The organism is Exiguobacterium sp. UBA3491, from assembly GCF_002377745.1.
Lineage (GTDB): Bacteria > Bacillota > Bacilli > Exiguobacteriales > Exiguobacteriaceae > Exiguobacterium_A.
Window position 1 is genome coordinate 24,169 of sequence record NZ_DFQK01000029.1, and the last position, 25,844, is coordinate 50,012.

Genomic DNA, 25,844 nt, shown 5'->3' on the forward strand with positions numbered 1-25,844 from the left:
TAAGATTAAGAAATAGATTGTTTGCTCGATCGGATGGAACGTCGTAAAAAAGACAGCTCCGCTAAGAACCAGGAGTGGAGATATGAAAAAAAATCAAACGTTTCACTTTTTTCCCACCTTTCATATACCTTTCTTGAAAGTGAACACATAACTAAGACAATGTAACATATAGCATGTTACATATTTTACCACTTTTATCATTTTTCAAATTTTGATACCTATGTACTTTTTTCAACGATTGTAAAAAAATGATAAAAATTCTTTACGGTATCATTTGGCATATGCTAGGATGAGACAAATCATATGAATCAAACGCATTGAAGAGAACAGTACGTCATTTCGACTTTTCCTAGAGAGCTCCGATTGGTGGGAAGGAGCAAAAGTCATTGACCGAACCAAGCCTCTGAGCAGCACGATGGAACCGAATCGGGGATATCGTGACGGGTGCTCCCGTTATCGAGCTCAGGTATTTGCCGTTTAAAAGCGGTCGTACCGATGAAGGCGGTACCGGTGACGGTCTCGCGAACAGGGGTGGCACCACGACACGCACAGTCTCGTCCCCAAGACCAACGTCTTGGAGGTGGGATTTTTTTATTGGCTTAAAACACAATAAAAAAAGGAGTGTGTCATATGTCGAATTGGAAATACCCTGGATTGCTGTTACTTGGTGTCGGTGTCTCGAACATTGGCGCTTGGGTCTACTTCATCGCCTTGAATTTAATCGTCCTCGAACGAACGGGATCGGCGTTCGCCGTCTCCGTTCTCTATATCCTGTTACCGATCTCCGCGCTGTTGACGAGTCTTTGGTCCGGCAGTGTCGTCGATCGAATCAATCAACGTCGCTTGCTCGTCATGCTTGACGTCGGGCGCGCCGCGCTCGTCTTTTCACTGACATTGATCGATTCATTGTATGTTCTCTATGCGCTCGTCTTCATCCTGAACATCGGCAACACACTGTTTGAGACATCCTCATTGATCTACATGACGAAGCTCGTGCCGGAGACGAGTCGCCAACGGTTCAATGCATTAAAGAATTTCATTCAGTCGGCCGGTTTCATTCTCGGACCTTCAATTGCCGGGTTCTTATTTTTGGTCGGTTCCCCAGAAACAGCAATCGTATTGAACGCGGGAGCACTGTTGAGTTCTGCTACTTTATTGTCCGTCTTGCCTGACGTCCGCTTGGCGGCGACTACAGCAGTCCCCTTCTCACTCCGAGTGATTCTTAAGGACTGGAAAGAAACCTTTCAGTTTGCACGAACGCGGCGCTATATCACGTTCGTCTATGCCTTCTATGCGCTGATGATCGTCCTGATGAGCGGTCTCGATTCGCTTGAAGCCTCGTTTGCGACGATCGTTTTGCAGATGGATGAGAGTACGTATGGTTTCCTCGTCAGTATCGCCGGAATCGGCATCATCTGTGGTTCCGCGGTCAATGAGATCTTCACGCATCGCTTGTCGCTCCGGTTCTTGATCCAGTTCGGGGCACTGATGACGCCCGTCGGTTACTTGATCTTTGCCTCGGCGACGTCATTCCTGACGGCAGCAATCGGCTTTTTCTTGCTAAGTTTTGCCCTTGCATTCGCAAACACGGGCTTCATGACGTTTGCTCAAACACATATCCCCGTCGAATTGATGGGACGGTTCCTCAGTAGCATCCACGTCGTACAATCGACTGGTGTCATTCTACTGACTGCCTTGATCGGTCTATATGCCGAGACCTCGATCCGCTTGACGTATACCGTCGCTGCAGTCAGCTTCCTGTTCATCGGTGGATGGATCGTTTGGATCGTCCAGGATCGAACGAAGCGTCATCATTTTACGACGGAAACAGACGAAACGATCAAGCTTTCGTCATGAGAAAGGAAGGTATTCATGAACCTGACCGCAAAACGAATTTTCCTCCGTCCGCTTGACGTGACCGATGCACACGTCTTATTCGAACAAACCCAGGATGAGACATTACGTTATTTGACTAGTACGACAGCAACGTTTTCGATTGAACAGATTGAACAGCACATTCTTTCGATTCAAGCTGATGCGACGCGTCATGATTTTGCAATTTGCCTGACGTCGGATGAGATGATTGGCGAGTGTTCGATTCTTGATATCGATTTGGATTCAGGAATCGCTGGCTTTCGGATTTCACTGCGTGCCCTCCCCTGGACCGGTCAAGGATACGGGACAGAGGCAATCGCGTGTATCTTTCGATTTTGTTTCGAAGAACTTCAGCTGGGTCAACTTGAACTCGAAGTGTTTTCGCACAATGAACGAGCAATTGCAGCTTATAAGAAAGCCGGTTTTCAAATCATTGAAATGATTCCTGATGCATTATTGTACGATGGCGTTTTGTTTGACAAGATCATCATCGTGTTTGGTGTCTGCAACTTTGCACTTAGTTACTTATGTCTCTATTACGCGACGATATTAAGCTCTGCTGCGATCGTGACGTTGATTTTCTCACTTAAAGTCATTCTGACACCGATCGCCCTGCGCTTGTTCTTAAAAGAGACACTCCATGCGCGTGTCTGGGTCGGCGGATGTTTTGGTATCATCGGCGTTGGTGTCCTGATTGTTCCGAGTCTAAATAGCATCCATGGACTGACCGATTTGAAAGGTGTCTCGATCGCCTTGGTCGGCACGCTACTAACGTCAGTGGGTGATGCCAGTTCGGCGCGTAATGCCAAGCAACGGATTAATCCCGTTCAGGCCAATGCAATCGGATTCACTGTCGCGAGTCTATTGATGAGCGCCATCGTCTGGTACCAAGGAACACCGCTCACGCTCCCGACAACCTTCACCTATCTTTCTGCTTTACTCTATTTAACCGTGATCGCATCTTTTCTCGCATGGCTGTTTTGCCTGAAACTCGTCGAACGAGTTGGTGGTGCGAAGAGCGGCTATATGGTCGCGCTCTTCCCCGTCATCGGCGGAATCGCATCCGTCATGATCGGCGAATCCACACCCTCTCTGTATTTACTCTTCGGCTGCTTATCGAGTTGTCTTGGAGCTGCTATTGCTTTAGGAATCGGTGTATCGCGTCAACGAAGAAACGCCATACCGGATACGGCGGACAAGATTGGTTAAATCAAATCAGTTTGTATAGTCGACCATCAAAAGGACAGAGGTTCAGCGAATTCGCTCATGAACCACTGTCCTTCTTTTAATTTAAAGGATGAGTCAATAATATCAGACTATCCCGAAACTCCATCCACCAGTAGAAGGAATTCAATTGTTTCTTGTGGAAAAATATGCTAGATACAACCGACTGATCCACTCTACGATACTGATTCTAAGGAGGTGCTCCTATTCTGAAATACATCTTGATTAGTTGTTTAATCGCTATGATTGCTTTTTTCATCTATTTTGAACCGTTTCGAATTGAACCCTATGATCCAAACGTCGAAGTAAACGGTAAAGCGATCCCAACTGTCCAAGGTTCTTATTGCTGGTCCAGTTTGTTCAGTGCTCAATGTGCGGACATGATCTATGCGGATGCTTTACACATGACTGAAAAAAGTAAACCCGTCATCATCTCACCCTCTGACAAAATTCACCTCTCGTTCGATCGTAAACCCGATACGCTTCACGTCGTACGCTGGGATTCGAAAACGAAAAGTGAACAGGTGTCATTAAAAAACAACATTCTTATCGCACCGTCTGCTCAAGGCACATATACCTATGAGGTCGTTGCCGGATGGAACGAACATGGTGACGGTCTATCTGCCTTTTTGATTCAGGTCCGATAAAACCAACCTCACTCAAACAGGAGATGAATAATAATGCGTAAAGGTTTTCGACTCTGGCTACCCTTGCTCTCACTTGTTGTCTGTTCAATGTCTTTGGCTACGACGACAAAATATCTTGTTGTTTCTGACGAGCCCTGTTTTCTGACTTCTTGAATCACGATCCTTTCTTGGAACATGGCTAGATTCCTTCCATGTCCCACTTTTTCTGATCTACATCCTGACCTTGATCAGTTGGTTCTTGATCGGCTTACTGATTGATGTCATTTTTAGAAGATCGTCTAGACGCATCCATGATTAACTGAGGAGGAAAATACATATGGGGCCAATCAATGACATGTGGGTGTGGGTACTTTCCTACGCATTCTTTTTCATCACGCTTATCAGTGCAATCTTCGTCGCGATCAAGCATCCAGCCTTGAGAAAAGCGTCGATCCGAGCGGTGGTAGCGATGCTTTTCCCGTATGCACTATTCATTTGGACCTCTTTGTACCGTCTTGACATTACAGAATTCAGACATTTTTACGAAGGATTGACGACACTGCGACCGTGGGCATGGATGTGTATCTTCTTATTTGCTTACACATTAAAGTGGTGGTATCTCGTATTTCTTTACACCCGTCGGTCGAGTCCTTCTTCACATGAGGTACAGCAATGAACTACATTTCCGAAAATCTTCGAAGGAGCTATCCGATATGAAATTACATCGATTCGCATCCGTCTTTTTCCTCTCGACCATCGTTTGGACGACAGCGGGTTGTACCATGATGGAAGAACAAGCGACACCGCGTGTAGCACAAAAAAATATCGCGTCACCTGAACAAGTAAACACTTCCTTGAAGAAAGCAACGACCGACTCCAATAACCAACAAGCAATCGAATTAGAAAAGCAAACGGAGCGCGTCACGTTAGGTCAAACGAAAACGTACGACCTTTCTTCATTACTGAGCAAACACCGTGTCTCGATCGATCCACAGTATTTCTACCAAAACCAGATCTTCTACTTTGACCTACAAGAAAACAAGAGTGTCATCTATACATACGATACGAAACGACAGCATAACAAAATCGTTCATGCGACGAAGCATGCAATCCCGATGATGACGGGTACAGGTGCGTTTTTACTATGGGTCGAAACGGAACAGCCGACAAAAACCGGAATGAAATGGTCGATTCGTCAACTAAATATCACGACGAATCAAGTGAAAACACTTGATACAGGCGAAAGTCGCTTCGATACATCCCCTCCGAGAATCGATGTCACGTCAACTCGTGCGTCCTGGATCACGCAAGAGGCGACTGCACAAAAAACGGTCTCCACGATCAAGACGTATTCCTTAAAAACCGGGAAGATCACGCCACTCCAATCTTTCATCTTAACAACAGGAAAAACACGAGACGGACTATTCACGTACGAGCACCGCGATAGCGATGACGGCGTGACCTTATACACGTCTCACTATAAAAACGGACAGAATATCCGTGTGCTTGAGACTATGGATGGTTCCTATAAAAAAGAGATATCCGGATTAATTGATTTCAGTCGTAGTGGCACCTATCTCGCTCTTGGAACAGAAGGCGACTCCATATTCCAACCCATCGGATTGAACGAACAGACGCTGAACTATTCTGCTTCTAGCGCCCAGACGACGATCGACGGCATTCAGTTCCTCTCAAATACACAAGTCGTCTTCCGCGAAGGCATCCATCAGTTGATGTATGCGGACTTAAAAGCGAAGACCGTCGCTCCTCTGACTAACTTTGAAGAGTTGGTATCTCTTCCTCTACTGCAAGATGGGAAACTCACTTACTCCATCACGAACCGGAAAAAATCTACCTTGCATGTCGTAAAGCTCCTCCCGTCTAATTAAACGATCATGATCTTAATCTAACGAAAGAAAGTCGTTTTCCGGTACTCTGTACGGAAGACGACTTTTTTTCTTAAATGTTCTTTTGTACTCTTAAGAAGAACGGAGGCTCACAAGTTCTTACATAACGCTGCTATATCAACTATTGAGAAAATAGAGTGAAACTGACTTCTAGGTCAAACGCATACCAATACATCTATGAGGAGAAAGAATATGAACATCCGACAATTATCCGTCCATGGAAATCCACCAATAGAGCTGTTGCTAGCAGCAGACCCGTCTCAAAAGTTAGTCGAAAGCTATGTAAAAAGAAGTTATTGTTTCGTCGCTGAAAGGAATGACCAATGGATTGGTGTATATGTACTTCTCCCGACAAGACCTCAAACGATTGAAATCGTAAATATCTCAGTAGGTGAGTCGCATCAAAAACAAGGTATCGGAAAAGGTCTTTTACGACATGCGATTCGTACAGCGAAAGTACTGGGGTATACGACCATTGAAATCGGAACGGGCAATTCAAGCATTGGACAGCTAGCACTTTACCAAAAATGTGGATTCAGAATCGTTGGAGTCGATCTGAACTTCTTCTTGAGACACTATGAAGAGGAGATCATCGAAAACGGAATCCGTTGCACGGATATGATTCGGTTATCCCAAGACATATAAGGATTTCAGCATTCTTTTCGAAAAGTATATTCCGCTATCTCGCATTAGAGCTCGAACGATTGTAGAAAAAACATCCTGAGGCTCTTGACGTTAAATAGGATTGCAAAAAATGGATTCATCCCCCATAATATGAACATACGTTCTTATTATAAGGAGGTCCATCATGCAGCACCTTCAAAAAGAAATGACTCATCCGTTGTCGTTATCCACTATGAATCCGCTTATTTGCCTCTCCATCGATTCATCCATTATTGGTTCTTCCGTTTCTACGGCTTATAAAATGGAAGTCATGTTATTCATCGCTTTACGGGAGAGATTATCCTTAAAACTGCTTCCTCCCCATCATTCCGGTGGCATTACAGAACTTGTCTACATAGAAGAAGTCGACTTCGAGAGTCGACAGTTGACGCTCTTTCATATGAACGATTCGTCATTGTCTTATCATCGCTACGTCGAAAACGACGACTTCCTCTCCCAACAGCCTCAACTATTACTCAGCTTGGTGTAATGTGTCATCCGTCATAAAGAAAAATGATTCAACATTCGTTGTTTCACTCCATTCTGCATCTGGTGTCAAAAATCGCGACGCTTTAAAAGTCTGTAATCAATGAATACCGTTTTTTTGACCAATCCGAAATTAAAGCAGAAGCCTTCCCGATACAATCGAGAAGGCTTCTTTACATGACATCATGTATGGTAGACGTTGTCAGTTTTTTTACGTTTTCTTAGTAATTTCCAAACTTACTTTCGAGCACTGAATGCTCAAAAACAGTTACGTCCAACCCACTAAATCAACTTAATTCTTCTGCAATTAAAACGACGACGTTACCGAATTTTCGCCCGGTGTCGACATAACGGTGCGCTTCGACGATTTCATCAAGTGAACAGATATGGTCGTGACGGCTCTAAATCGTCCCGCTTCAAACAGTTTATTCAAATAGTGTATATCTTCTTTCCGTTCTTTCGCCACACCCTGCCCCGCGACAGATGTAAAAGCACCGTTTTGTTTGACGTGCCGTTTCGCTTGCGTCTTATTGATCTTTCCGGATGCATCGAAGACGGCATCGTACTTCAGCAACAATCCATCATAACCGTCCCTTGTATAATCGATGACGTGATCGGCACCGAGCGCTTTGACCCGCTCCGTGTTTCGTCCACTACAGACAGCCGTCACCTGCAGCCCTTTTGCTTTGGCGATCTGAACGGCAGCCGTCCCGACAGCGCCCGACGCACCGTAAATCAAGATCGTCTTCATCTGATCGATTTGGAGTTTCCGGAAGAAATGAAGCGACGTCGTGCCACCGAACGGGAGACAGACCGCTTCCGTGTACGATGCGTGCTGCGGCATTTTTGCAATGCAACGCTTCTCAGATACGCACGCATATTCGGCGTATCCACCGAAGCCAAATCCGGTCAAGGCATGGACACGGTCTCCGACTTGAAACTGCTTGACGTCTCGACCGACTTCGACGACTTCACCGGCAAGAACTGCGCCAAGGATCGGTTGTCGCGGTCGCTTGAAGCCGACAGCCAGACGCATCGGAAGTTTCCCTAACAGCGGGACATCGAGCGAACGCATGCGACGATCTCCGGAATGGACGGCAGATGCATGTACTTTAATCAGTAGATCGTTTGATTTTGGAACCGGACGAGGTACCTCTGTGATGTGCAAGACGTCCGGGGATCCGTAGCGGGTACAAATGGCTGCCTTCATCATAATTCCTCCTCTGATCGAGATGATGGTATTCCCTTAATCATACGCCGATTTCAATCCGAATTCCTGTTGTTTTGGAGTAAGAAAGTTTTTTAAATTCGCGTCAATCAGTATCAAAACTGGTAAAATTTATATAATAATACGATTTCATCTAACCCTATTAACTGACGAAAGTAGGTGCCTGGTTCATGCCGACGCGTCATTGGCTTTTCGCTTTTATTCTATTCCTTTGTATGCCGCTTGGTTCCTGTACACACGAGAACGATGCACGTGTCGTCGAAGAAATTACAGGAGACACGTTATTCGTCGCTCCGAGTGAACAAAAACCGGACGAACAGTATGCTTTGACAAAGATTCGCATCACAACGGATACGATCGTGTATGGCAAAACAGATAACACGGCTGACATTCAGACGGGTGACACGATTCAAGTGACGTTTAAAAAGGACTCAATTGTCGCGACTGAAATCCGTCGAGCAGACAACTGAATCAGAAGGGATTGTCCACAATGTGTCAAATACTTCGCCAACTACGCAATATTTTCATGATTGCCAGTGCGATTTTTGGTTCATCCTATTTTTTTGAAAATAATATCGGAAATGATCTCATTGGTTTCTTGTATATCGGAATACTAGGTACGATTGGTTTTTGTATTACCACAGGACTACTCTGGTATCTCAAACGAAAAGAAACGCACGGTTTTTAGTCATCTCATCAAAGGAGACACAATTATGATGATACGTCCGAAAAAGTCACACCGTGTTCAGTTGAAAGTACTCTTCGCGCTTATGTTCACACTTTCGATGATTGGTGCTGTTTTCGCACCTCATTCTGTCGACGCAGCGACAAAGGAGTATGCGTCTTACAAGAAGCTAAAACTCGGCATGACCGCGACAAACGTTGCAAAATCGCTCTACGGAAAATCGTATAGGAACTACATAAAGAAAGAGCATGGTGTCACAACACTCAAACAAAAAGCTGCATTACGAGAAATTGAAGATGACTATGCTTTGTACGCTTTTGCCTTTTATCCCTATGAAGTAACAGACGATCATTGGTTTAAGCAACGAATGCATCTGATTTTCAAGACGAAACAAAACGGTCACACCTTATACCTTGCAGAGAAGGAATACATCCCTAAAACACCGTCAAAGAAACGACTCTTACCAGGAAAGAAGATCAAGCCTGGCATGACAATAGCTGACGTCGATCGAATTCTTTCAGGTAAAGGACTTGGTGTCTTGACGCTTCATCATACAGAAGATTACTCGACGATTGGAGAAATCTATGCTGAAGGCACAGTCGTGTACCGAGAAAAACAGGGGACGCTTCTCTACTCGTATCGAAATCCAACGGGTGATGCATTAATGATCGTTACATTTAAATATGATTTCGATCAAAAGAGATATATCGCTCAAAAATAACGCGGGATACCAAATTTATCTTCACTTGAATTTTCCCATGTAAATAACCCCTCATTCTGCTTACGGAATGAGGGGTTATTTACATGGAAATGCACGAATATTACAGAGCGTCATTTCTGCGATTTTCTTTTCTAATCATTCTTAAGCAGGATAACAGGATCATCTGGCCGTCTGTCGTCACCGGGAAAAAATTAAATACATTTGATAAACATAAAATTTTAACTAAGACCCATCCACCGCCATCACCTTCTATCCAAATACCGAACGAAAATAAAATCGCAGGTGCAGAAGCAGCAATGATTAAATTTTGCCAGTCATTCTGATTATTCTCATAGCGGACGATTGGCGTCAAAAATCGATCGAGTTTCACTGTCGGTCGTCGTCGAAACACCCATGCGAACAATAAATGGATCATTTCGTGTATCGCTACGACAATAAAAATCAGAAGAATATAGCTGATAAGATGCAGAACTGTCTCAGCTGTCATGACGCGCTAACGTTCGCCGCTTCTGTAAGAAGACACCAAACAATGTGAATAAAACGATAAATACTAAATAGAGAACAAGCGCTTGAAGTGTCAACGCGAAGTGTGTATTCAATTCTTCTTTGGTCATTACCGTTGTAATTTTTAATCCTGTCATCGTCGTCACGACACTCGTTTCATTGATTTGAAACAATTCATAAATATAATCGACCAAAAAAATAATTGCCCACAAAACAGTACCAACACCAATTAATTTCGTGATTTTCATTTTGCCACCTCGTATTCTTTCTTTAAGATGAGATATAAAACACCAAGTAAGATCGCTAATGTCGGATACAATGCCCCATCGATACTGACGAGGACAGACAGTAAGACAATTAAAATGATTGTCAACACGGATGCAATCGTCTCATTGATATTACTTTGAGATTTCGGAAATAAAAATCCTGCAATTGTAGCCGCGAAAAAGATATTGATTCCATACATATATGGATTCAAACTGTTTGTCTCAATGATACCGACATATAGTGCAGGTGCCATCAAGATGATGGCGACAGCAAGGAGTGACATCAGTTCCATCAAGGGATGGATCCGGTACAGTCCGTACAACTTTCTAACTGCTAATGTTGCGTCTGCATATGTAATCGTCACTACTCCAAGTATCGGCAATAAGAACAACCAGAGTTGAAAAGTCCCCCCCCACCCGACTTGGTACCATGCTCCGATTGACATCACACCAAGTAATGCCCAGAAGTACAGAAAGTTTTTACTTCGGATGATGGCAGGCATAGTAGTCGCTAAACCAATATTGAAAGCAGGCAATCCTAACTTGAAGTAATTCTGCCGGACATACAAATGGTTTCGAGCAAAGAAAACTGCATGAAGAGTATAGGCAATCGTGCCAACGACAAGACTCGTCATCAACATAACTAGCGTGATCGTTAAAATCGAATACGGTAACGTACTAACCCATACATCAACCTGAAATCGTGTTTTTAATAAATGAAGTGTCACGAGACCCGCTAATACTAGATCAAGAATGAAACTGAAAATAGTACGCTTGATACCTGTTACACGATGCAATACTGCTGCATGGAGACAATCCAATAACCAAAAGCTGCTGATGAATACAGTATGGAGTGTTAGTAAAACAAGCAGTGCCGTTCCTAAGCGCATAGGAATTAGTTTCAGTGCTGGTGCAACGATGATCATCAGTAATTCGAAAAAGACTAGGGCAACAGAGAGTTTAAATAACCGTTGGCTGATATTGACTTCTCTTTCTGAGAATGGAAGTGTCTTCGCAAAAAATAAAGAGTTCCGATTCAATGAGACGGTTCCATTAATTAAAATGAACATAAAGGTACCTAAAATAAAGACGACATTAAAATAACTACTGAGTGTCATCTTCCCTGCCAGCAAGCGTGTTGTTTCATCTGCTTCCACTGCATTATTCGATAGGGTGGAGAGCTGAACCATATTCAGATAAAAGTATCCAAGATAGATGCCAATTAGAAGAATACCTAACCCGTACCGATTCATCCGACTTTTAAAAAAAGGACGATTGAAAAGTCCATGAAACGTATCATTATAGAAGAATTTCAGTAGACATAAAATGTTTGCTGACGATGTCGAGCTTTTCACGTAAGACCTCCTCTTGTTTAATAACATCCGTCAATTCCTCTGGAGTTCCTTCAAAATTGACAAGTGAACCTTGTCTCATAAGTCGTATATCTTCTGGAAAACGATCAATCGTATTTCGTTCATGAGAGACGATAATCACTTTTTTCGTCGTGCTGACTGCTGCAAACAGTTCCTGAACGAGCAAAGACGTATCAAAATCAAGTCCGCCGAAAATTTCATCAGCAATTATATAGTCAGTATTGGCAGCAATGGCTGCGACAATTTGAATTTTTTTCTTCATACCAAAGGAATACGACTCAATGGTTTTATTTTGACCGTCCGCCAAATCGAGTAAGTCCATTAAAAGAGGAGCTTTATCCTCTTCACTTGTCTCATATCGACTTAAAACGAACTGTACATATTCCTTACCAGTCATGTAGCCTGGTAAATAAAAGTCAGAAGGAAGATAGAAAAATTTAGATTTGTATGCCTGACTACCAGGTGGAATACCATCAATTCGAATGCCGCCACCGTCAGCTTCTAGCAAATTCGTCAACATATTCAATAGTGTCGTCTTTCCACTGCCATTTGTTCCAACTATGACAGAGACACCCGTTGAAGAAAATGATGCTGATAACGCATCGATAACGCGATTCTTTTTAAATGATTTTGTCAAACCATCGATTTCAATCATGTTTCTACCTCCTGAAAGAAGCGGGAGCTCTACGAGCCCCCGCCAGTTAAGTACGTTACGAGGCTTTACAGCCAATTCCCATTTGCCAGAACTTTGGCCAGTTTAATTTCACGTTTCCATTAAAGCTGTAACCTCGGCTTGTGCAATAGAACGCATATGCAAATACTCCTACTAAAATGACAAGAGCGAAAACCATCCAGAACCATTTGTTTTCGATCATGTTGAAGAACTTTTCTTCCAAAGATAATTGATACGACACGAACATAGCAGACATCCGAACTCCTCCTTTCTCTGTCAAGATAGAAAGTCATTCACTCTGATGAAACATGGCATTAGTTCTTGAAAGAGAAAATTAAAACTTTCTTCCACTTGATCGTAACAAATATTCCAAAATCAGGAACCCGCCCTATAGACTCAAATCAACCATGTTGTATTCATGACTTTCTTATCAAGGGATTTCTCAATACTAGTACTTTATTGACTTGTTTTATTGATATCTGATAAAAACCGCCCAAAAAAATTAAGGATTTTTCACAGTTGATGGAGTAAATATAATAAAAAATTTTTCTAATGATCACTTACTGTACAACTTATTTATTTCTAGAAAATTTGAGCGCAAAAAAAGGATCGACCATAATGTCGAACCTTTTTTCTGGCGATTAAGACGAAACAACTTCTCCGCCTGTCAAATTGATATGTCCTTCACCCCATGCGCACATCGCGTCAAGAATCGGCTTCAGCGACCAGCCGTACTCGGATAACGAGTAGACGACTTTCGGTGGGACTTGTTCAAAGACCGTCCGGATGATGACACCATCTTCTTCTAACTCCCGTAATTGTTGCGTCAGCATCTTTTGCGTGATCGTCGGCATCAGCTTACGGAGCTCACTCGTCCGACGCTCACCTTTGATCAAATGACACATGATGACGACCTTCCACTTTCCACCGATGACTTCTAGTGTTGCTTCGACCGGGATATTGTATGCCATATATGATCCATCCTTTCGAGATTCCGTTGAGAACATAGGCACTTTTTAGTGCCTATCGTACTTGAAAGTGCGTACTTCCCAAGCGGATTGGCTGGCTATATGATAGCAATTGTCAACGGAAAGTACAATCTCCTTTTAAACCTTGCATCTAAAAGAACGAGTAGGGTACTTTTTAGTGCCTATCGTACTTTAAAGTACGTACTTCCCGAAAGGAACAACCCCCATTATGCTGGGGTCATGTCAATCGGATCATGTTTGGTCGGGCCCACCGGACACGATCCCTACTGAAATCATTTTAGGAGGAATCCCCATGAATCAATTAAATCAACAGGTACAGGAGGAACAGGCTCCAAGAAACGGCGGACTTGCCCTACTTGCCTTAGCAATCAGCGCCTTTGGGATCGGTACGACGGAATTCGTTCCTGTCGGACTGCTCGCAGCGATTGCTGGTGACTTAAATATCGGTATCACACTCGCTGGTCTCATCATCTCTGGTTACGCAATTGGCGTTGCTGTCGGAGCACCTATTTTGACGGCACTGACGAACCGGATGAACCGGAAAACGTTACTGATGGCATTGATGGTCGTCTTCATCGCCGGTAACCTGATCTCCGCGATCTCACCGACATTTGAATTGTTGATCGTCGCCCGTTTCATCACGGCGTTCTCGCACGGTGTCTTCTTCTCGATTGGTGCGACGATTGCCGTCCAGCTCGTACCGGAGCATAAAAAAGCAAGTGCCATCGCCTTGATGTTTACCGGTCTGACGGTCGCGACCGTCACGGGTGTCCCGCTTGGTACATTCATTGGTCAATCGTTCGGCTGGCGCGCGACGTTCTTCGCGGTTGCTGCACTCGGAATCATTGCGATCATCGCAAGCTTCTTCTTGATTCCAAAAGACTTGAAACAATCACCACCTGCGAAGTTCTCCGACATGTTCAAATTGTTGACGAACGGACGCTTGATGCTCGGCTTCTTGATCACTGCCCTCGGTTACGGTGGGACGTTCGTCGCGTTTACCTATTTAACGCCAATCATGCAGGACGTCACGAAAATCAGTCCGAGCTTAATCAGTATCATTCTGCTCGTCTACGGAATCGCGGTTGCAATCGGGAACACGGTCGGCGGAAAACTCGCGAATGGTAACCCGATTAAAGCATTGTTCTATATGTTCATCATCCATGCCATTGTCATGATTGCCCTCTCATTCATGATTCCGTTCAAGGTCGCTGGCATCATCGGGATCATCTTAATGGGACTTCTTGCCTTCATGAACGTCCCTGGACTCCAACTCTATATCGTCCAGTTGGCTGAAAAATACGTCCCAGCAGCAGTCGATGTCGCCTCTGCCTTAAATATTGCAGCCTTCAATATCGGAATCGCACTTGGGGCAACGATCGGTGGTCTCGTCACCGATACGATCGGACTTGTCCACACGCCATGGGTCGGCGCTATCATGGTCATTCTTGCCGTCATCTTGACTGGTTTCTCACGTCGTCTCGAACAGCAGTAAAAGAAGATTTTCATGTTTAACGATCGCATGAGTGTACGATGAGCTCGGCTACAATCATCGATACGCTCGCTCTGTATGTCGTACCGTATTCTCTACCACTCACGTAATCCGCCAAAGGCACTGTTCGCATGAGCAGTGCTTTTTTTGATTTTGTTCACAATTTCAAAAAAGAACACACTTACCTCTTTACTTTTGAGTTCTTATGAACTTATAATAAATTCATGATAACAATTTACTTCAAAGGAGGAAGCGCTGTTGACACTACTCATTGCTTTTCTAGCCATCGTTTTCATCATGCTCGCCCTTGACCTTGGAGTCTTTCATCGCAAGGCACATGAAGTTTCGCTTCGGGAGGCTTGGACGTGGACGTTCGTCTGGATCGCGATCGCTGTCGCCTTCGGAGGCTGGCTCTATATTGATCAAGGTAGCGCCGCTGCTGTCGAATATACGAGTGTGTACTTCATAGAGAAGGCTCTCGCGATTGATAACGTCTTCGTCTTCTCACTCGTCTTCGCGTACTTCGCAATTCCATTGAAATACCAGCACAAAGTCTTGTTCTGGGGTATTCTCGGTGCAATCTTCTTCCGCGTCATCTTCATCGTCGCTGGTGTTTCGCTACTTGAGAACTTCGCTTGGGTGTACTACATCTTCGGAGCGTTCCTCGTCTATACAGGTTGGATGATGTACAAGAACATCGGTCAAGAGACGTCGCTTGAAGACAACAAAACGATTCGTTGGTTAGAGAAACGTTTACCGATCACACAAGACATCTCGTCTGGTAAGTTCGCGAAACGGATTGATGGGAAGCTGTTATTCACGCCACTCTTAATCACACTGCTCTTCATCGAAGTATCAGATATCGTCTTCGCCGTCGACTCAGTCGCTGCAAGCTTCGCGTACTCACGTGATCCGTTCATCATCTTCTATGCGAACATCATGGCAATCCTTGGACTTCGTAGTCTCTACTTCGTCCTCGCGAACTTGATTGATCGTTTCTACTACTTGAAACACGGTTTAAGCTTCATGCTCGTCTTCATCGGAGCGAAGATGATTTTCAGTGACGTCTACAAAATGCCAATCTGGATGTCGCTCGGTACGATCGTCCTCGTCATCTTGATCAGTGTCTTCTACAGCTTCTACAAGACGAAGCCGGGAAAATAATCAATATTAAAAAAGTGGAAGGGATGAACAATTCATCTACTTCCACTTTTCGTTTCAATTTAGTATTTCTTTTACTTTCCGTTCACCCTCAATAAAAGGCTTCGTGAATGCCTTTAAGGCTTTTTCATTATTGTAAGTTGTAAAGTCCTTTCCATACCAATCGCGTAGCTCTTGTTTCGTGAAGTGATACGAAGCATCTTCGATCGTTATGTTGACTTGATCGACGTTCGGAATCAGTGTGAACAGTGCCGTCGCGNNCGCATTATAGATTGCCGTACGATTACTTTTTTGCTCGACCTGTCCTTCTGTATATCCACCGTAACGCAACGTCAGTTGATACGGCTTTTCCTTTGTCGACAGTTCCATCTTCTTCAACTGATTACCGTGTGGTAGCTGTTGGACGATGTCTCGTACGCTACTATTATCTCCTAGATATGTACCTTGTTGCTCAAATAAATCGGTTTGCGTTGCTGCTGTTCCGCAACCACCGAGTATCAACATGCCGCTCGCTAAAATGATTGCACCAACTGTCTTTTTCATTTTTATTTCCCCCAATACGTTGACTCGTTCTCATTCTAATAAACGAATCAAGCAAAGAAAAGTTTCAAAATAAAGGAAATCAACGCTTTGATAAACTCGATGCCCTTTGTTTTAAGTAGAGTATGCTGTACCGAGTACCTCCACCTGTAGCAATCAAAAGCTTTATAATTTTAAAACGAGTGAACCCTTCAATGACGTACCCTTTTATCTTTTGAGTCAAAGTTGCTTCGGGAATCCAATCGATCGTATATCCGATGCTAAAGGATAAAAGCAAACTGAGGAATAAATAAGTGATGACAAAACTAAGAATAAATCTTTTGATGATCATGTTATCCCCTCTTTTTCTAAATGTAATAAAATAACTTATTTTTATATAATAAGTAAATAAATTAAGAAATATCTAAATCAACAACCTATTTACCTATATTTTGTTAATTACTATGTTACTCTATTACTATTCGAAAAGTTCGAAAATCTAGCTGTACCTATTCATGGAGGTCTCCGATGCTACAAATGTCTAACTTACTCATTCTGCTCTTTTTATTTATCTTCCTAACATGCGGATTTGTTTTCGCTTTATTCTGGATCATCAAAAAAATCAAGTCGTAATCACGACAACCCGACCTCTCAAAGGAGAGAAGCCGGGTTGTTGTTCGTTTCATAGAGTTGTTGGATACGATTCACGATGTCGTTCGCCGTTCCCGGTACAGGTGGCATCCAAAGCCCTGTCACTGGACCGTAGACGACGGGATTGATTGCCACTTCGTAACCCCCATACGGATGTTCTTCCGCAGTTGGCAAATAACCGATGTAACCGTTCGTATAGCCCCCGAAAAAAGCGAGTTCCGTTTGACGGATTTGCTTTATCTGTAGCGCTGTCTCACAGAACGGCTCCATCGGAATGCCTGAGAACGACCCTTCGTTTAGTTCAAACAATTGAACTTCGAGCGGGATGGTGAGTGTTGCTCCCGATCGTTCCTGAATGTATGCCAACCATCGTGCTGCACTGACGCCCCATGTCTGTTCAGCGTAATCCGCCATGTCTCGTAATACGTTCATAGCCGGTATTTCTGTTAAGCGCATCGGATGAATGCATGACTGAATCCGGTGGTGCGTTAACGGTTGAAACGACACGGCTGGAATCGTCGTCAAGACATGACCACTTAAAGTAAACGCCATTTTTTGAAGACTCTCTATGTCACCACGATATTTCGCATTGATGTTCCCCGCCGCCCCCTGGACAATCACGACTGGACAGCCGAGTGCCTGTTCGAGTAGCGTTCGAGCGACACCCGGATAATCACCGGATAAGACAACACTGTCTGATTTCAAGACGTTCGGATGCGCTGTACAGAAAACGAATGCTCCAACAAGACACGCATCATCAACACGGCGAACCAACAGTGTCCCGATTCGGTCATCCGTCACACCAAGCGGATTCGTCCCCATCACCGCGTGACCATTTATTTTCTCTCGTCGGTTGACACCGAGTTTTCCAGACGTCACTCCCCAACCCATCTCGACCGTCTGCATCGCTTCGCTTGCGTTGACGGCAGATACAATCGCTTGTTGCGTCAAGATCGTTTTATAGGCGACGGTCAACGGTTCATTTCCTGCTGTCGCTGGTCCCGAATGCGTATGCGTGTAAACGACTGTGATCTGTTCCTTCGACACGTCTAGCTGACCCGCGATTCCTTCACGGATGACATCCGTATCGGCGACGAGCATGCCGATGTTATCGATGCTGACGAAGACCGATGTCGTCTGCTCGCTTTCAAAGATACTCGCTGTGACATATAGCGGATCGTGTATGCTTGCAATACCGACTTCTCGGTGATAACCGATGAAGGCAGTACCGAGCGGCGGATTGATTACTTCCCGATGCATTCCAAAACGACTCATGTCTGACGTTTCCCCTTGAATAACATACCACTTCTTCCATATACTAACATTAACTACAGTAGAGGAGGAGATGCAGATGGCGATTCGTTGGAAGGAAGAGATGCTTCAGTTCGAGACGCTTCGTGAAGCAGAAGTCTGGGCGGACTCGATCACGAACGAGATCCATGGTCGGTCAATCACCGGTTATTGCACCCCTGACTTTAAAGTTGCGACGATTCTTACTTTTTATTTAGCGGAAAACTCAGATTATCGTGTACGTTCGGCAACGGTCCACCTCGATCAAGAGATCTATTATCAAGTCTGGGTCGAGATAATTGATTCACTCTGACTTCATGAATTGTTCCAAGACGATTTCCTGAAACGCTCGCGCTACAGGTGAACCCCACTTTGACTGTTTCGTGAGCAGATGGGCATACATCGGACAGGATTTAAAACGAATGGAACAACAGAAACCTGTGACCTGTTTTGCCGATAGTCCGTTGTTAAATGGTCGACATGGAGTAACATACAAAAACGGGAAAGAGGTTATGTCATGAAAAGAATCGTTTTGTTATGCGCTCTCTCAATTATAACTGTATGGCCGTTAGCTGCTTGTAGTAATGAAGTGAAAATGCAACATACAAGTGAAAAACCGACAGCACTAGACGCATTAGGAGAAGATTCTACTGCTGACATTTTTCAACTAAATGATACGATCTACAAATCAGATGTAACATGGGCAGAGAAAACAGAAGTCACTCAGAAGAAAAAAGTCGGAGAAATCAAGAAAATGAGTTCTGATCAATACGATTTTGATAATGGAATTGCTACGAAGCTCTCAAAGGGTACCGTCATATACTCTACGAAAGAAAGGAATGAAATTCTTTTGGTGAGTTTTAAAGGGAAATTAAAAAAATACGTTGCTTTAGGAGAAGGTTAAATGGATTACAACTTGTAGAAACCCCTTATTTCAATCACGAAACGAGGGTTGTCTATAAGAAAAGGCATCCTCAACTGGGATGCCTTTTCTTATTAAGATAATAGCGAATCTGATCAGCCGTTAACGACTTTTTCTGCTACTTCCTCATTCATCGATTGACGATTAATCGAGAGGTGTTCGCCTTCTTTCAACCGTTTTCGATATTCTGCTGTCGCAGTGAATAAGACATCTGTTGACGAGTTGAGTGCTGTCTCAAACGAATCTTGTAACACACTGACTAGAACACCCGCTGCTACGACTTGCATCGCGATATCATTCGGAATCCCGAATAAGCTACATGCGAGCGGAATCAAAAGGAGCGAACCGCCAGCGACACCGGATGCGCCACATGCACAAACGGCAGCGAGAACACTCAAGATGATGGCTGTCGGAAGGTCGACTGGGATACCGAGCGTATGAACCGCTGCTAACGTTAAGACGGAAATCGTGATGGCCGCTCCCGCCATATTGATCGTGGCACCGAGCGGAATCGAGATCCCGTACGTCTCTTTATTGAGGTCAAGTTTCTTACATAATTCCATGTTGACTGGAATGTTTGCAGCTGAGCTTCGTGTGAAGAAAGCGGTAATCCCACTCTCCCGGATACATTTGAAGACGAGTGGATATGGATTCTGACGAACGTTGATGAACACGATGAGAGGATTAACAATGAGTGCTACGACAAGCATCGTGCCAATCAATACCAATAATAAATTCCCGTAATCGAGCAATGAAGAAAGACCGTTTTCCGTAACAGAGCCAATGACGATTCCCATGATACCAAGAGGAGCAAGTTTGATGACCCATCCGACCATTTTCGCAATGGCGTCAGAAAAATTCGAGATAAATGTCTTCGTCGTATCGGACGCATTTTTTAAAGCGATTCCTAACACGATCGCCCAAGTCAGAATGCCAATGTAGTTCGCTTGTATGAGCGCATTGACTGGATTATCGACCATATTCAAGACGAGTTTTTGAAGAACTTCAACCGTGTTCCCCGGAGCAGCCAATTGTTCCGCACCTTCTGTCAATCGAATGTTCACTGGGAAAAGGAAACTGACGATGACCGCAATGGCTCCCGCTAAGAACGTCCCGAGCAGATACAAGAAAATGATTGATTTCATATTCGTCTGCTGACCTTTTTTGTGTTGCACAATCGAAGCCATAACTAGGAAAAAGACCAAAATCGGCGCGACTGCCTTTAGTGAGGAAACAAATAATGTTCCAAAGATGGTCAAAGAACTCGCTACTTCAGGAATCGTGACGGCTAAAATAATCCCTACGATCAAGCCGATCGCGATTTGTTTCACTAAACTGATTTGGTTCCACATCTTCAACAATTTCATACATTCCCCTCCAGGCTTTCAAAAAATAAGATATTAGAATTCGAAAAATGATGACTTCTCTCTCTCATTCCAAAACGATGAATGATCTGGTCGCTCACTTTTCAAAAAATTCTCTCAGTTTATTGTTTTCTATTTTTACATAAATCCTTAGAAATAAAAACTAGTTTTTTGCAAGAAATATAATTCCTTTTCCTGGATGTTAAATGAGAATACGAATGCAATCGATTGCATAATTACAAAAAAAGTAGGAAACGGATCATACTGTCTCCTACTTCATTATGTTAACTAAATCTTTATGTATAAATGTTAACTGACCTTCCTTTACTACTTAAGAGACCATTATTTTTTTTGCATTTGGCAATCAAAAGAACAACAAGTAATAAAATCTCAAGAATCAAAAATATCTCCACAAAGGATTAAACACCAAATGTGTTTCGCGCTTGCGTAATGATGATGACGAGTGCACCAATCGCCCAGACAAGTAAGATCAGTTCTAAAATATATTGATCATTTGGTATGACATCCCTATGTTTTTTACAATAGACTGACTAAAATGATTTAAGTGATGCCTATATTTTACAGCATCGTAAAGTCTTCCAGTCTTCCGAAAGTTGAGTGAATACGTTTTTAAAGATCTATGTCAGAATGGTCCTTCATTTTCCTAACCCGAACACTTTCCTCCTGACCGATTTGATCGGTTTCTTTCAATCGGTTCTGCACGACGAGCAACACCAACACGATCGCGGATAGCACACAAATCGTCGCATAATACGGTTGAGCAAATCGTTCCAACTCAATCGCAGATAAAACCTGTAAAATCGTCAATCCAGCAAGCATCCCGTGGAAATATCTCTGATAGTTGTGCGGCATTCCGGCTTGTCCAAACGTCTCATACCAGACGAATAAGCCGAGTCCGAACGCGAGTCCGTTTATGATCGGTGAAGGCAGGAAAAACAGGAGGATTCCGAGACCAAGCATCCACGAGGCATAACGAATAGCTGGCTTGAAGAAAGCAGGATCGAGCGTCGGTTCTTCTTCCTCGATGACAGGCGTTGCTTTTTCCTCTTCGGTCAACAGTCTAAAACCAAGTGCTTCTTTCTCTTCCGCTAACTCGAGCATCCGCTTTTTCATTCCGAAATAGAACGGAAAACGTTCTTTGACGACCTCCCCTTCATCCGTTTGACCATCCGCTTGTTCTTGCACGGATACCTGATACAGCGTGCGCCCCATCCGGTAACTGACCCAGTAGTCGGTCGTTTGACCATTATTACGCTTGAGTTCAATCACCTTCGTTTGTTGATTCGTCATGATATGTGATTCCTTTCGTCGCAAGTTCCTGTAATTGTTCTGACGCATACAACAGGAGAATGAATCCTGAGATGAGACAGACTGCTCCGTTAATCGAGAGATTGATCGGTGATAAATAGTGTTTCGATGAGCCGGCTAATGCGAACAAAAAAAGTGCTCCTGACCATCGATACATGCGAACATGCGCGGATTTCCCTTCGAGATGCATCGGCCAGAAAAGCATCAGAACGACGAGTGTTATGTATCCAAAATCGGTAAGATATCGGTCAGCGTCAGTAATCCACTTAATGAGACGAGTAAAGCGCTTAAAATAAGCAACTATATGATGCGTCGGTCGGCTCGACAATCTATCGCTTTAGACAGAGCAAACGGAGAACGGGTGTAGCCATCGTTTAATTTTTCACGTATCCATGCTTTTTTCTGACGATACGCGAGGAACGAGTTTTGGAAAACGATCCGCTTCGTTGCGGACTCTTCATTTCTTTCCATCATATCCTCGCTATCGATCGCCTGCAACACCTTCCCGGCAGAATAAAGTACACCCTTTTTGGTGAAAGACGATGTGATACACACGATCGTCGACTTGTTTTAGTAATTGAACCATGATTTGTGCTCCCTTTATCTTGCTTTCTACATTCCTATAGGTCTCACCATGCTGCGCTTACCACGTATAATATGAACAGTCCACCTAAGACACAGACGTAACCGTAATGTCTGACGGTCAACGAACAAAATAGGATGACGCCAATTGACAAAATGATACAGATGCTTAAACAAATCTGTACCTTGATCTTTCTTCAATTTAAAACACTTTTTGTTTTCTTGTAACCGATACGGGCAGCATTTGGATGCATATCCTGTTTTCGCAAACGAGGAGAATGTAAGGAATTATCATGATCATCACCTTACTAAACATGGTCAAATCGAAGATGAATGACTATATTTCCTTTAATTTGAACATAATTTCATTCACTTTTTTAGATTCAATCGTGCTCATTTAGGATGTTTACAAGGCGAATCTCAGCACTTCAAAGAATCATTATTTAGGATTGTCACCCAATCCTATGTACTAAAACCTTAATGTGTATTACGATGTATTACAAAGGAGCTGATAATCATGAGTACCATTTCCGTACGTCTGGATGATCAAGATACACGACTTATCAAGGAATATGCGAAGGCAAAGAACATCACGATTTCTACACTTGTTCGTGATGCCGTCCTCGACCGTATCGAAAACGAAATCGATTTACAACTCTATCATGATTCGATGGCAGCACACCGTAAAAAATCAGAAGCGATATCTTTCGACGACATGATGAAGGAACTTGATTTAGAATGACAGCTTATAATGTAGAATTCGAGCGTGGGGCTCAAAAATCTCTCAAGAAGATGGACCCACAACAAGCGCGGATCATCATGTCCTGGATCAAGAAGAACCTTGTCGGGACGGATGATCCGCGTCGTCATGGGAAAGGACTCGTCTCGAATCGCTCGGGCGAATGGCGGTATCGCATCGGCGACTATCGTCTGATTGCTGACATTCAAGATGAAAAAGTCGTGATTTTGATTCTCAAGATCGGGCATCGTCGTGATATCTATAAATAAGACAGGTAGAACTCACATCTGAGGAAATATGTGAGTTTTCATTTTTTGTTTTTAAAACGACCGTTATGTATACAAAAATGATTTTTCTTTCACAATAAATGAATCGAATGGATCGATTTCAATATCAAAGTCTATAAACGCATCTTTTTATCAATGTATTTTTAATAGTCCTTTTATGAATAAAAAAGATAAATAACTTCGGTCATACTTTTCAAAAAGTGCGACAAAAAGGATCAACGTATAGATACCATCGAGTATCTGAACGTTGATCCTTTTTCAATTATCCATCTAATCGTTGTTCAGCCATTTTATAAATTTCATCTTTATCCCGTTTACCGATCGCTACAATTTGAATGATCTGGAGTTTACCCTCTACTTCTCTAAAAACAACGCGTAATCCCATTTTTCTATTTTTTAACTTATTGCAATGCGACAAATTTCCACTGAGTGGCTGTCCTGCCGCCATTCCTATAGAAATGATACGGTTCAATGCTTTGTCTACGAATATCTTTTGACTACCATCAAGGTTATCGTAATCTTCTTTCGAATACTGCGTCCACTCAAGTTGATACAATGATCACTCCCACCCATCCATTTCATCAATAGTCGTAGGGTGAGTTACCTGTTCTCCACGGACTTCTGAATCAGTATAAGTGCGGACATTTTTATTAGATAGTCGCATCTCAACAGTCAAATCATCTAATCGACTGTACAATTCTTCAATTTCTTTATTGAGTGATTCGTATTGCTGTTGCGTCAACATGACGCCTGCAACTTTTTCACGGTTAAAAACATATACGCCGGCCGCTTCACGATCTGCTTTTTGGAAAGCTTCCATAGGAGACCGTTTCACGTCAGATATAGAAGTGGTTGGAATATCAAGTATTCGCATTCCCATCATTATGCCCTCCTCTTATTTTTCTTTAGTATACACCTTTTAAAAGACTTTTAAAAGACTTTTAAACATTCCTTTTGATTCTTGTACTATCTATGGTTAACCCCTATTTTTGCAATAAAACCCCAAAAAACAATAGGGTTCTCATTTACTGAGTTCCCTATTGCTTGTTAGACGCTATTTTATTTATATACAGCAATCTGAATTACGTTGAATATAAGTTTACAATACAAACACCAGTTGATTATTTCTACTATAAATTCATTGCTATTTTCGAGTATTCGTTAATTCGTAATCAAAAGATTATTCAATGACCTTTAATTTTACATCTGCTTGAGTCTCTAATACATCTCCATCTTCCCCAAAGAATGTATAAGAGTTTACTCCATCCACACCGAGAATCGTGTTCACTTTCAAGTCTCCATCCATAGAATTAACTGTAAAATTCGACCCTTCTCCAATACTTTCAACACGGTATCGATTGACTGGCACATCATCACCGATGATATATTGACCAGGGCTCAGTGTAATGGGCTTACGCTTTGCGTAGATGACTTCAAAAGTTAAATCACTAAGAACATCTTCTTTCTTACTAATTTTTTCTTCGAGTGACTTGTTCTTGTCTTTTGTTTTCTCATAATCTTTTTTAATGGCATCACGCTGTTTCACTAAATCTAATATGTCTTTATTCTCTTCTTTAAGAGCGTTATTTTTCTCTCGCAACTCATCACTATAGAGAGCGCCATCCTCGATTTCAGTCTGTGCACTATACGTTCCAAAGAGTGATCCGATAAAGAAAATAAAGACAACAATGATCGGAAGTATGACATACTTCTTAAATTTTTGTTCCACTTGCTAATCTCCCATCCTACCTAATTCATGTTAAGAAAAGAAATTCAAATAAAAATCCCAATTTCTAGACTGAAATAATTTAACAATACTTTTTTAAAATAGTAAATAACTATCATTTAAATCCAATTTACGTTATTAGAGTCTTTATATATGATTATGGTAATTTATTTTAATCATGCTTCTAACGCTCCGTGTCCTTCGTCGCAAGGAACAGGAACGTAGAGATGCCTCGCGCAGGCGAGTCGCAGCTCTCGTTATCGATTCGGCAGAAGGGCAGCGGTGCGATGAGGATGTCGCTGCGTGCAGCCTACAGCCTCACGCATGAGCCCGAAAATTCTTCTTCTGTTGTACATCCAGTAGAAAGAGCATCACTACCTATCTACAAGAGGATCGATTCACTTCAATCAGCTATCTCTCCTCGAACCTTCGTACACTCCACTACTGTCTCACTACTGCATCCTCCATAACACCCTTCTACATAGAACAGACCAGATGTACGTTCTCACCCGCAGTGGATCATCCATCCACTGCGGGTCTCTCATTGCCCTTGGATTCGGGA

29 protein-coding genes, 2 pseudogenes and 1 other annotated feature are annotated in these 25,844 nt (G+C 43.0%); of the genes and pseudogenes, 16 read left to right on the forward strand and 15 right to left on the reverse strand.

All coding sequences use genetic code 11. From position 1 onward, the window contains the following. Positions 1–308 precede the first annotated feature (308 nt). Positions 309–565 (forward strand) — a binding site (T-box leader). A gap of 65 nt (positions 566–630) precedes the next feature. From B4F99_RS11105 to B4F99_RS11140, 8 genes and pseudogenes are all read left to right on the forward strand, one after another. Beyond that, the gene (locus B4F99_RS11105) at positions 631–1,857 is read left to right on the forward strand and encodes an MFS transporter (protein WP_290757910.1); all 1,227 of its coding nucleotides are present in this window, start codon (positions 631–633) and stop codon (positions 1,855–1,857) included. A gap of 15 nt (positions 1,858–1,872) precedes the next feature. After that, positions 1,873–2,367 (forward strand): annotated as a pseudogene (locus B4F99_RS11110) (GNAT family N-acetyltransferase); the annotation flags it as partial. Continuing rightward, positions 2,362–3,084: pseudogene (locus tag B4F99_RS11115) on the forward strand (DMT family transporter); the annotation flags it as partial. The pseudogenes B4F99_RS11110 and B4F99_RS11115, both read left to right, overlap by 6 nt. Positions 3,085–3,341: 257 nt before the next feature. After that, complete coding sequence (locus B4F99_RS11120) at positions 3,342–3,746, forward strand: hypothetical protein (RefSeq protein ID WP_290757913.1); 405 nt, start codon at positions 3,342–3,344, stop codon at positions 3,744–3,746. Between the two features lie 316 nt (positions 3,747–4,062). Next, positions 4,063–4,401 (forward strand): hypothetical protein, encoded by a 339-nt coding sequence (locus tag B4F99_RS11125; RefSeq protein WP_290757916.1) that lies wholly within the window; start codon positions 4,063–4,065, stop codon positions 4,399–4,401. 37 nt (positions 4,402–4,438) lie between these two features. Beyond that, on the forward strand, positions 4,439–5,614 hold the full coding sequence (locus B4F99_RS11130; protein ID WP_290757920.1) for a hypothetical protein: 1,176 nt from the start codon (positions 4,439–4,441) through the stop codon (positions 5,612–5,614). A 210-nt stretch (positions 5,615–5,824) separates the two neighbouring features. Continuing rightward, positions 5,825–6,277 carry a GNAT family N-acetyltransferase gene (locus tag B4F99_RS11135; RefSeq protein ID WP_290757923.1) on the forward strand — a complete coding sequence of 151 codons (453 nt, stop codon included), beginning with the start codon at positions 5,825–5,827 and terminating at the stop codon, positions 6,275–6,277. A gap of 163 nt (positions 6,278–6,440) precedes the next feature. Then, positions 6,441–6,785, forward strand: coding sequence for a hypothetical protein (locus B4F99_RS11140; protein ID WP_290757926.1), 345 nt, complete (start codon positions 6,441–6,443; stop codon positions 6,783–6,785). Between the two features lie 303 nt (positions 6,786–7,088). Here B4F99_RS11140 and B4F99_RS11145 read toward each other — a convergent pair whose 3' ends face one another. Next, a complete protein-coding gene (locus B4F99_RS11145) occupies positions 7,089–7,991 on the reverse strand; it encodes an NAD(P)-dependent alcohol dehydrogenase (RefSeq protein WP_313533228.1) in 903 nt (300 codons plus the stop codon). A 188-nt stretch (positions 7,992–8,179) separates the two neighbouring features. On the opposite strand from B4F99_RS11145, the gene B4F99_RS11150 reads away from it, so the two are divergent. Continuing rightward, a complete protein-coding gene (locus B4F99_RS11150; protein ID WP_290757930.1) occupies positions 8,180–8,479 on the forward strand; it encodes a hypothetical protein in 300 nt (99 codons plus the stop codon). 246 nt (positions 8,480–8,725) lie between these two features. Next, entirely contained in the window at positions 8,726–9,415 is a 690-nt protein-coding gene (locus B4F99_RS11155; protein WP_290757933.1) for a hypothetical protein, read from the forward strand. Positions 9,416–9,515: 100 nt separating this feature from the next. Here B4F99_RS11155 and B4F99_RS11160 read toward each other — a convergent pair whose 3' ends face one another. The 6 genes from B4F99_RS11160 to B4F99_RS11185 all read right to left on the reverse strand — a co-directional run bounded on the left by B4F99_RS11160 (position 9,516) and on the right by B4F99_RS11185 (position 13,202). Beyond that, entirely contained in the window at positions 9,516–9,902 is a 387-nt protein-coding gene (locus tag B4F99_RS11160; protein ID WP_290757936.1) for a metalloprotease family protein, read from the reverse strand. After that, positions 9,892–10,167 carry a hypothetical protein gene (locus B4F99_RS11165; protein ID WP_035408250.1) on the reverse strand — a complete coding sequence of 92 codons (276 nt, stop codon included), beginning with the start codon at positions 10,165–10,167 and terminating at the stop codon, positions 9,892–9,894. The genes B4F99_RS11160 and B4F99_RS11165 overlap by 11 nt, the downstream gene beginning before the upstream one ends. Beyond that, complete coding sequence (locus B4F99_RS11170) at positions 10,164–11,540, reverse strand: hypothetical protein (protein WP_290757940.1); 1,377 nt, start codon at positions 11,538–11,540, stop codon at positions 10,164–10,166. The genes B4F99_RS11165 and B4F99_RS11170 overlap by 4 nt, the downstream gene beginning before the upstream one ends. Next, positions 11,485–12,213: an ATP-binding cassette domain-containing protein gene (locus tag B4F99_RS11175; protein WP_290757943.1), complete on the reverse strand. Its 729-nt coding sequence runs from the start codon at positions 12,211–12,213 to the stop codon at positions 11,485–11,487. The genes B4F99_RS11170 and B4F99_RS11175 overlap by 56 nt, the downstream gene beginning before the upstream one ends. Before the next feature lie 55 nt (positions 12,214–12,268). After that, on the reverse strand, positions 12,269–12,487 hold the full coding sequence (locus tag B4F99_RS11180; protein ID WP_035408256.1) for a hypothetical protein: 219 nt from the start codon (positions 12,485–12,487) through the stop codon (positions 12,269–12,271). A gap of 385 nt (positions 12,488–12,872) precedes the next feature. Continuing rightward, entirely contained in the window at positions 12,873–13,202 is a 330-nt protein-coding gene (locus B4F99_RS11185; RefSeq protein ID WP_290757946.1) for a winged helix-turn-helix transcriptional regulator, read from the reverse strand. A gap of 310 nt (positions 13,203–13,512) precedes the next feature. Here B4F99_RS11185 and B4F99_RS11190 point away from each other — a divergent pair, with 310 nt between their 5' ends. Together B4F99_RS11190 and B4F99_RS11195 are read left to right on the forward strand one after the other, a co-directional pair. Beyond that, a complete protein-coding gene (locus tag B4F99_RS11190; protein ID WP_035408260.1) occupies positions 13,513–14,715 on the forward strand; it encodes an MFS transporter in 1,203 nt (400 codons plus the stop codon). A gap of 255 nt (positions 14,716–14,970) precedes the next feature. Continuing rightward, positions 14,971–15,876, forward strand: a complete 906-nt coding sequence (locus B4F99_RS11195; protein WP_214853331.1) for a TerC family protein — start codon at positions 14,971–14,973, stop codon at positions 15,874–15,876. 54 nt (positions 15,877–15,930) lie between these two features. Here the strand turns inward: B4F99_RS11195 and B4F99_RS11200 are convergent, their stop codons facing one another. Both B4F99_RS11200 and B4F99_RS11205 read right to left on the reverse strand, forming a co-directional pair. Further along, the gene (locus B4F99_RS11200; protein ID WP_290757952.1) at positions 15,931–16,416 is read right to left on the reverse strand and encodes a DUF4825 domain-containing protein; all 486 of its coding nucleotides are present in this window, start codon (positions 16,414–16,416) and stop codon (positions 15,931–15,933) included. Positions 16,417–17,043: 627 nt separating this feature from the next. Continuing rightward, entirely contained in the window at positions 17,044–18,318 is a 1,275-nt protein-coding gene (locus B4F99_RS11205) for an alkaline ceramidase (protein WP_290757955.1), read from the reverse strand. Between the two features lie 76 nt (positions 18,319–18,394). Between B4F99_RS11205 and B4F99_RS11210 the strand changes: the two genes are divergently transcribed. Both B4F99_RS11210 and B4F99_RS11215 read left to right on the forward strand, forming a co-directional pair. Further along, positions 18,395–18,646 carry a hypothetical protein gene (locus B4F99_RS11210; RefSeq protein ID WP_396209671.1) on the forward strand — a complete coding sequence of 84 codons (252 nt, stop codon included), beginning with the start codon at positions 18,395–18,397 and terminating at the stop codon, positions 18,644–18,646. 204 nt (positions 18,647–18,850) lie between these two features. Then, positions 18,851–19,237, forward strand: a complete 387-nt coding sequence (locus B4F99_RS11215; protein ID WP_290757957.1) for a hypothetical protein — start codon at positions 18,851–18,853, stop codon at positions 19,235–19,237. A 113-nt stretch (positions 19,238–19,350) separates the two neighbouring features. Here B4F99_RS11215 and sstT read toward each other — a convergent pair whose 3' ends face one another. The 3 genes from sstT to B4F99_RS11230 all read right to left on the reverse strand — a co-directional run bounded on the left by sstT (position 19,351) and on the right by B4F99_RS11230 (position 22,078). Further along, positions 19,351–20,622 carry a serine/threonine transporter SstT gene (gene sstT / locus B4F99_RS11220; protein WP_290757959.1) on the reverse strand — a complete coding sequence of 424 codons (1,272 nt, stop codon included), beginning with the start codon at positions 20,620–20,622 and terminating at the stop codon, positions 19,351–19,353. A gap of 627 nt (positions 20,623–21,249) precedes the next feature. Further along, positions 21,250–21,930, reverse strand: a complete 681-nt coding sequence (locus B4F99_RS11225) for a hypothetical protein (protein WP_290757961.1) — start codon at positions 21,928–21,930, stop codon at positions 21,250–21,252. Next, the gene (locus B4F99_RS11230) at positions 21,902–22,078 is read right to left on the reverse strand and encodes a hypothetical protein (RefSeq protein ID WP_251137833.1); all 177 of its coding nucleotides are present in this window, start codon (positions 22,076–22,078) and stop codon (positions 21,902–21,904) included. Before B4F99_RS11230 ends, B4F99_RS11225 begins: the two co-directional genes overlap by 29 nt. A 969-nt stretch (positions 22,079–23,047) precedes the next feature. Between B4F99_RS11230 and relB the strand changes: the two genes are divergently transcribed. Together relB and B4F99_RS11240 are read left to right on the forward strand one after the other, a co-directional pair. Next, positions 23,048–23,272, forward strand: a complete 225-nt coding sequence (gene relB / locus B4F99_RS11235) for a type II toxin-antitoxin system RelB family antitoxin (RefSeq protein ID WP_214853310.1) — start codon at positions 23,048–23,050, stop codon at positions 23,270–23,272. Further along, positions 23,269–23,538, forward strand: coding sequence for a type II toxin-antitoxin system RelE family toxin (locus B4F99_RS11240; RefSeq protein WP_214853298.1), 270 nt, complete (start codon positions 23,269–23,271; stop codon positions 23,536–23,538). Before relB ends, B4F99_RS11240 begins: the two co-directional genes overlap by 4 nt. Positions 23,539–23,818: 280 nt before the next feature. On the opposite strand, the gene B4F99_RS11245 is transcribed toward B4F99_RS11240, so the two are convergent. The 3 genes from B4F99_RS11245 to B4F99_RS11255 form a co-directional block, all read right to left on the reverse strand. Next, on the reverse strand, positions 23,819–24,112 hold the full coding sequence (locus tag B4F99_RS11245) for a type II toxin-antitoxin system RelE family toxin (protein WP_053451888.1): 294 nt from the start codon (positions 24,110–24,112) through the stop codon (positions 23,819–23,821). 3 nt (positions 24,113–24,115) lie between these two features. After that, the gene (locus B4F99_RS11250) at positions 24,116–24,436 is read right to left on the reverse strand and encodes a hypothetical protein (protein WP_053451887.1); all 321 of its coding nucleotides are present in this window, start codon (positions 24,434–24,436) and stop codon (positions 24,116–24,118) included. Between the two features lie 300 nt (positions 24,437–24,736). After that, on the reverse strand, positions 24,737–25,285 hold the full coding sequence (locus B4F99_RS11255; protein ID WP_214853296.1) for a hypothetical protein: 549 nt from the start codon (positions 25,283–25,285) through the stop codon (positions 24,737–24,739). Positions 25,286–25,844: the final 559 nt, after the last annotated feature.

Excerpts from the sequence above, each read along its gene's own strand:
- B4F99_RS11175 (WP_290757943.1), bottom strand. The coding sequence starts at position 12,213 with ATGATTGAAATCGATGGTTTGACAAAATCATTTAAAAAGAATCGCGTT.
- B4F99_RS11250 (WP_053451887.1), bottom strand. The coding sequence starts at position 24,436 with ATGGGAATGCGAATACTTGATATTCCAACCACTTCTATATCTGACGTG.
- B4F99_RS11130 (WP_290757920.1), top strand. The coding sequence starts at position 4,439 with ATGAAATTACATCGATTCGCATCCGTCTTTTTCCTCTCGACCATCGTT.
- relB (WP_214853310.1), top strand. The coding sequence starts at position 23,048 with ATGAGTACCATTTCCGTACGTCTGGATGATCAAGATACACGACTTATC.
- B4F99_RS11160 (WP_290757936.1), bottom strand. The coding sequence starts at position 9,902 with ATGACAGCTGAGACAGTTCTGCATCTTATCAGCTATATTCTTCTGATT.
- B4F99_RS11155 (WP_290757933.1), top strand. The coding sequence starts at position 8,726 with ATGATACGTCCGAAAAAGTCACACCGTGTTCAGTTGAAAGTACTCTTC.
- B4F99_RS11150 (WP_290757930.1), top strand. The coding sequence starts at position 8,180 with ATGCCGACGCGTCATTGGCTTTTCGCTTTTATTCTATTCCTTTGTATG.
- B4F99_RS11190 (WP_035408260.1), top strand. The coding sequence starts at position 13,513 with ATGAATCAATTAAATCAACAGGTACAGGAGGAACAGGCTCCAAGAAAC.
- B4F99_RS11215 (WP_290757957.1), top strand. The coding sequence starts at position 18,851 with ATGAAAAGAATCGTTTTGTTATGCGCTCTCTCAATTATAACTGTATGG.
- B4F99_RS11205 (WP_290757955.1), bottom strand. The coding sequence starts at position 18,318 with ATGAGTCGTTTTGGAATGCATCGGGAAGTAATCAATCCGCCGCTCGGT.
- B4F99_RS11120 (WP_290757913.1), top strand. The coding sequence starts at position 3,342 with ATGATTGCTTTTTTCATCTATTTTGAACCGTTTCGAATTGAACCCTAT.
- B4F99_RS11165 (WP_035408250.1), bottom strand. The coding sequence starts at position 10,167 with ATGAAAATCACGAAATTAATTGGTGTTGGTACTGTTTTGTGGGCAATT.
- B4F99_RS11140 (WP_290757926.1), top strand. The coding sequence starts at position 6,441 with ATGCAGCACCTTCAAAAAGAAATGACTCATCCGTTGTCGTTATCCACT.
- B4F99_RS11210 (WP_396209671.1), top strand. The coding sequence starts at position 18,395 with ATGGCGATTCGTTGGAAGGAAGAGATGCTTCAGTTCGAGACGCTTCGT.
- B4F99_RS11240 (WP_214853298.1), top strand. The coding sequence starts at position 23,269 with ATGACAGCTTATAATGTAGAATTCGAGCGTGGGGCTCAAAAATCTCTC.
- B4F99_RS11105 (WP_290757910.1), top strand. The coding sequence starts at position 631 with ATGTCGAATTGGAAATACCCTGGATTGCTGTTACTTGGTGTCGGTGTC.
- B4F99_RS11225 (WP_290757961.1), bottom strand. The coding sequence starts at position 21,930 with ATGACGAATCAACAAACGAAGGTGATTGAACTCAAGCGTAATAATGGT.
- B4F99_RS11180 (WP_035408256.1), bottom strand. The coding sequence starts at position 12,487 with ATGTCTGCTATGTTCGTGTCGTATCAATTATCTTTGGAAGAAAAGTTC.
- B4F99_RS11135 (WP_290757923.1), top strand. The coding sequence starts at position 5,825 with ATGAACATCCGACAATTATCCGTCCATGGAAATCCACCAATAGAGCTG.
- B4F99_RS11125 (WP_290757916.1), top strand. The coding sequence starts at position 4,063 with ATGGGGCCAATCAATGACATGTGGGTGTGGGTACTTTCCTACGCATTC.
- sstT (WP_290757959.1), bottom strand. The coding sequence starts at position 20,622 with ATGAAATTGTTGAAGATGTGGAACCAAATCAGTTTAGTGAAACAAATC.
- B4F99_RS11185 (WP_290757946.1), bottom strand. The coding sequence starts at position 13,202 with ATGGCATACAATATCCCGGTCGAAGCAACACTAGAAGTCATCGGTGGA.
- B4F99_RS11145 (WP_313533228.1), bottom strand. The coding sequence starts at position 7,991 with ATGAAGGCAGCCATTTGTACCCGCTACGGATCCCCGGACGTCTTGCAC.